The organism is Streptomyces sp. NPDC005195, assembly GCF_040608315.1.
Taxonomy (GTDB): Bacteria; Actinomycetota; Actinomycetes; order Streptomycetales; family Streptomycetaceae; genus Streptomyces; species Streptomyces kaempferi.
Genome location: NZ_JBEXHZ010000142.1, coordinates 1 through 5,518, shown reverse-complemented (window position 1 = coordinate 5,518; position 5,518 = coordinate 1). Strand labels below are relative to the sequence as shown.

Here is a 5,518-nt window from a genome sequence, read left to right as displayed (position 1 = left end):
CCGTCGGTCTGCTTGTGGTGCTCGTCCTCCTGGCCAGGGCCTGGCGGGTCAGCGGCCGGACCCCGCCCCTCGAGCCGCGCGCGGTACCCGAGGGGGAGGACCTCGTTCTGCCGGCGCGCTTCCTGCAGGACACGCCTCTCGACCCGGGTCTGCAGGGCAGCCACATCGCCGTCGGCGCCGGGTCGATGGCGGTGCTGTCCCACGGCGGTCCCGGCCGCCTGGCCGGCAAGGAGATATCCGTGGGGCGTTTCGACGTACGGGGGCTGCGGCGGCCGAAACGCTTCACGGAGCGGAGCGTGCCGGCGCACTGGTACGTCGCCGAGCTCCTCGACTCCGGAACCCCGGTCCGCCTCGCCGCAGCCCCCGCCGACCTGCTCCTGCTCGTACGGGAGCTGGAGCGGGCAAGGCTCGGCGTCCCACGGTGAGCGCGGCCTCCCACCTTGGTCCGAGCTGGCCCGCGGGGTTTCTCCGCCTGCCGGCGAGCGACACCGGGGCTACCGCGGCGTCCGGCGGATCCGCAGGACGCCCATAGCCACCAGCGCCTCCGCCCCTCCTGCCCGTGGACCTTCCGCGTCAGGTCGCCATCTCCCCGCGTACGAGGGGACCCTCGGATTGCGTGGTCCACTGCCGATCGCCGACCAGATCCACCCACTCGGACCATCGGGCCAGAATGCCCAAACCGCGCGAACACCTCGCCTGTCGCCCGTCGGTACGGGGTGGAGGCGGGGGCCAAATAGCGCAGGCCAAGGTGTCTGGACCGCTGCACAACCAGGAAATGGCATATGCATGGGGGAGCGATGGAATAGCGAGAGCAGCTGGAACTGGAGAACTGCGTCATGCCCCCGAACAGCAAAGCAATCGTATGTCCGTTTGATTTCAGTACGGGCTTGGAATTCGACCCCTCCCTCGCGGACCTCATGGCCCGCGATTCCATCACCCGGATCCGGCTGCCGTACGGCGACGCCGAAGCCTGGCTGGTCACCGGGTTCGACGCGGTGCGGCAGGTGACCACCGACCAGCGGTTCAGCCGGGCGGGGATCATGGGGTTCGACTATCCGCGGCTGACCCCGGAGCCGATCGTCTCCCCGGAGTCGATCAACGTCATGGATCCGCCGCACAGCAGCCGTCTGCGCCGCCTGGCCTCGCAGGCCTTCACCAAGGGGCATGTCGAGCGGATGCGCCAGAGGATCACTCGCCTCGCGGACACCCTGCTCGATGAGATGGCCGCGCAGGGACCGCCCGCGGATCTCGCGCGCCATCTGTCGAACCGGCTCCCCCAGCACACCATCTGCGACGTTCTCGGGATCGTCGAAGACGACTGGCCCCGGATGGACCGGTACGTGCACCAATTGCTCTCCACCGGACCCGACAGTCGCCAGAGCGCCGCGACCGCCAAGTCCGAGCTGCGGGCCTACTTCGGGGGTCTGGTCGAAGAACGGCGTCGCGCCCCCGGGGACGACCTGATCAGTGTGCTGGCCACCGCCAAGGACGGCGAGGACGCGCTCGACGACCAGGAACTGGCGGTCATGGCCCTGACGCTGATGCTCAGCGGGCACGACACGGCCACCGGCCAGATCAGCAACATCTCCTACCTCCTCCTGACCCGTCCCGAGCTGCTGAAGCACCTCAGAAGCCGTCCGGAGAACCTGACCGCGGTCGTGAACGAGCTGCTCCGCTTCATTCCCTTCCGTAAGGGCGTCGGCATTCCGCGGGTGGCACTGGAAGACGTGGAGATGGACGGGGTACGGATCCGGGCGGGTGACTTCGTCCATGTCTCCTACCTGACCGCGAACCGTGACCCGGAGCGCTATCCCAACCCCGACACCATCGACCCGGACCGGCCTTCCTTGCCCCACATGACCTTCGGCTGGGGCGGACACCTGTGTGTCGCCGTGCCGCTGGCCATGGCGGAACTGGAAGTGGCCATCGGACGGCTGCTGGAGCGGTTCCCGGAGCTGCGGCTGGCGGTACCGCCCGAGGAGCTTCGCTGGGACACGGAGACGATCCGACGCTTCCCCATCGAGCTGCCCGTGACCTGGTAGGACCGCAGACCATCGAGCACCCTTCGCAGACGCGGGCGGCCACCGAGGACCGTGGCCACCCGGCGGATCCGCCGCGCCCCGGCACACCCGGGCGTATCCACCCCGCGTCCCCTCCGCACTCCCACCGCTCCCACCGCTCCTCCCGGTCGCATCCAAGGGCCGAAGGAGCCGCACGTGGCGAGGCCAAGGAGAAGGCGGCGGAACCTGGCTCCGAACGGCGGTAAAGCCCCCTCCCACCCTCGGGGACCTGTCCGCGGGGATCGGGGCACTCCCCTACCGCGAGAAATCGGGGCACCCGCGAGGGATCGGGCACCGGCACCCCCTACCGCGGCTCCCCCACGGCCTCGCAAGCAGGCCGGTCCCCTGTCGGCTCTGTCGCCGCCGGTGCGCGAACGGCGGGACGCTCGATCCTCGGTCTGCGGAGATCCGCTTGCCGTTCGATCATTTTGACTATGGCCCCGAATTCTTCCGGCGCCCCTTGGCCGCCTCCTTCGATCGCACCGATGCTGGCCGTGCCGGGCCCGCTGCCCGTGCCCGACGCCGACTGGGCGTTCGAGGCCAAGTGGGACGGTGCGCGCTGCATCCTGACCACGACGGGCGACGGAACGGTGCGGCTGACCTCGCGGGCGGGCAACGACGTCACCGTGACCTATCCCGAGCTGCAGGCTCTGGGTGGTGTTCTGCGTGGGCGCGGTGTGGTCCTCGACGGTGAGGTCGTGGTCCTGGACGGCTCCGGACGGTCCGACTTCGGGCTGCTCCAACGGCGGATGGGCGTGGTCAACGCCCGCCGCGCCGCGCGACTTGCGCTGGATTTCCCCGCCCATTTGGTGATCTTCGATGTCATGTTCCTCGACGGCCGCACCCTGCTCGACTCCTCGTACGGCGAGCGCCGCGGAGCCCTGTCCCTGCTGGGGCTGGACGGCCCACACTGGTCGGCACCGCCGTACGTCCACGGGAACGGATCGCACATGTGGGACGCCGTGGTTCGCGAAGGCCTGGAGGGGGTGGTCGCCAAGAAGATCGCCTCCCCGTACACCCCTGGGGTCCGATCGCCCCACTGGCGCAAGACCAGACGGATGGAGACCCTGGACGTCATCATCGGCGGCTGGACGCAGCGAAGTGGCGCTGCCGAAGGTGTGCCGGGCGCGGTACTGGTGGGCTTGGACGGGCCTGCCGGGCTGCGGTACGCGGGAGCGGTGGGGTCGGGAATGTCGGAGCATGAGATCGGTGAACTCAGCGCGTATCTCACCGTCATCACGCGCTCGACGTCCCCGTTCGTCGACCAGGCCGACGTGGCCGACGCGCACTGGGTCGAGCCGAGACTGGTCGCGGAGGTCACCGCCTCGGAATGGACAGCGGCCGGCCGGCTGCGCCATCCGGTCTGGCAGCGCCTCCGCCCGGATCTGACCCGGCTGGAGTGAGCTGATGGTGCTCGACGTGCGCCCGGTTCACGACGCCACAGCCACAGCCAACGCCATGGCCGTGCTGCAGGCAGCGGACCGGCTCTCAGCCCCAAAGTAAGGGCTCTCCCGTCACTCAGAGTTTCTGGCAGGATGACGTTCATGACCGCATACCGAAAGGCCGATGCCGCGTAGACGGCCCGGCAGACTCCGTGCCGACCAGCGGCATGACATCCGCGTCTGGGGCGGTACCCCGCCAGAGCGCATCCACTGGCTGTCAGCTCGCGTCAGCCTGGCGATCCATCGAGTCGAGACGGTCTCGACCCACTACTTCGTGTTCCCCGGCGCCACAGCACGAGCGTTGAGCCGGTACCAGGCCTTTGCGCTGTCGCCAGGCCGTCGCCCGCTGTACCCGCAGTGGGCGGGGTGCTCGTGTCGCTGGTGTTCCTTTGACGACGTGCGGCACGCGCGGGATGTCCTCGACGAGGTTCTGCGGAACCTGCCTGCCCCTGTTCGCGAGGAACTCAGACGTCCGGTGGCTTCTCTGGACGCCGCGTACCTCCAGCGGACTCTGCCGGATCCGTTCGCTGATCAACGTCAGTGGCGCTCCGACCTCTGGTGGCGTCGCCGTCTCGCCGACGGCGAGGAGGGCTCGTGAATCCCGGCGCGCTCCGCGGCCACAGTGAAATGATCAGAGCCATGGCTGCTGCGATCACGGCATCGCAGTCCTCGTGTACAGGCCGCTTCACGGGGCCCGCTCTTCGATGTCTCCAAGTCCGCCGCCCGGCTGGCGGCAACTCCCCAAGTGGCAGCAGGAACACAGCCGCTCCCACCAACAGGTCCACGCCCGCGCCCAGCACGACTTCGCCCGTATGAAGTCCTGGGAGATCCTCCGCGACCACCCCATGCGGGGCGACGGCACTCACCACGCCGTGCTGCGCACGGAATTCGGGCCTGGCTGTCCGCCGCGGGCGTTAATCGCCTTTCACGCCGAGCACCCGTAGGGCTAGTCTTCGGGTCCCGTAGGAGACCCACGAGGAGCGGGAACATGGTCGGTCGTCCGAGCGCGCGTTGACGTCGTTGGCCCTGATCGGGCTTGTCATCACCTGCGTGCTGCCCTTGATGTTGCGGCAGCGAGCTTTCTTCCGTCTGAACCGTCGCCGCGCCTGTTGCGCGCCGGGTGACAGGCGTCATTGTCGGCGAACCAAGGATCCTCGTGCCGTCCACTTCCTCCGCGGTATCCGATTCCGGCCCGCCTGTTCCGACGGCTCTGTGGCGGGACGGCGACTTCCGCAGACTCTGGGCGGGTCAGACGGCCTCTCAACTCGGCGAGCACGCGAGTCTGGTGGTCCTGCCACTCTTCGCCGTCCTGACCCTGAACGCCGGTGCCGGCCAGTTGGGCGCCCTCCGCGCAGTGGGGCAGGCGCCGATCCTGTTGCTCTCGCTCTTCGTCGGCGCGTGGGTGGACAGGTGGCGCGCCCGCACGGTGATGGTGCTGACGGACGTCGGCCGGACCCTGACACTGGGCGCCGCCGCCGTGGCCGGCTTCCTCGGATGGTTCGGCCTGCCCGCGCTGTTCGTGGTCGCCTTTGCCGTCGGGACCCTGTCCGTGTTCTTCGACGTGGCCTACCAGACTTCTCTCGTACGCCTTGTGGAACGCGAGCAGTTGGTGCGGGGCAACAGCGCGCTCGAGGGCAGCCGGTCCGCTGCACAGATCGGCGGTCCCGCCCTCGGCGGTGCGCTGGTGTCCCTTCTGTCGGCACCGATCGCTGCCGCCTCCAGCGCTCTGTTCTTCGCGCTGTCGTTCCTGTCGATCCGACGGATCCGCCGGATCGAATCGGTCCCGAAGAGCCCGGAACGTCCCCCACATGTCTGGCGGCGGATCCATGAAGGCCTCCGTTTCGTCTCCGGCGACACCTCGCTGCGGACCGTGTGCCTCGCCTCGGCCGCCTTCCAGTTCTCCTTGGCTGCCATGATGACCGTCTATCTGCTCTTCCTGCCGCGGGAACTGCACCTGTCGGGTGCCGCCGTCGGGCTGGCGCTCGCGGCGATGGGGCCGGGCGCGCTCCTGGGCTC

Annotated in this window: 4 protein-coding genes and 1 pseudogene; all 5 read left to right on the top strand. The window is 69.2% G+C overall.

What is annotated here, in order from left to right:
- Positions 1-425, top strand: a pseudogene (locus ABZV34_RS36815) (PH domain-containing protein); the annotation flags it as partial.
- A 411-nt stretch (positions 426-836) separates the two neighbouring features.
- Positions 837-2,042 carry a cytochrome P450 gene (locus ABZV34_RS36810; RefSeq protein ID WP_356286853.1) on the top strand — a complete coding sequence of 402 codons (1,206 nt, stop codon included), beginning with the start codon at positions 837-839 and terminating at the stop codon, positions 2,040-2,042.
- Positions 2,043-2,494: 452 nt separating this feature from the next.
- On the top strand, positions 2,495-3,463 hold the full coding sequence (gene ligD, locus ABZV34_RS36805; RefSeq protein WP_356286850.1) for a non-homologous end-joining DNA ligase: 969 nt from the start codon (positions 2,495-2,497) through the stop codon (positions 3,461-3,463).
- Between the two features lie 514 nt (positions 3,464-3,977).
- Positions 3,978-4,100, top strand: a complete 123-nt coding sequence (locus ABZV34_RS36800; RefSeq protein WP_356286847.1) for a hypothetical protein — start codon at positions 3,978-3,980, stop codon at positions 4,098-4,100.
- A gap of 558 nt (positions 4,101-4,658) precedes the next feature.
- On the top strand, positions 4,659-5,518 hold an 860-nt coding region (locus ABZV34_RS36795; protein ID WP_356286844.1), incomplete at its 3' end, for an MFS transporter.

Excerpts from the sequence above, each read along its gene's own strand:
- ABZV34_RS36810 (WP_356286853.1), top strand. The coding sequence starts at position 837 with ATGCCCCCGAACAGCAAAGCAATCGTATGTCCGTTTGATTTCAGTACG.
- ligD (WP_356286850.1), top strand. The coding sequence starts at position 2,495 with ATGGCCCCGAATTCTTCCGGCGCCCCTTGGCCGCCTCCTTCGATCGCA.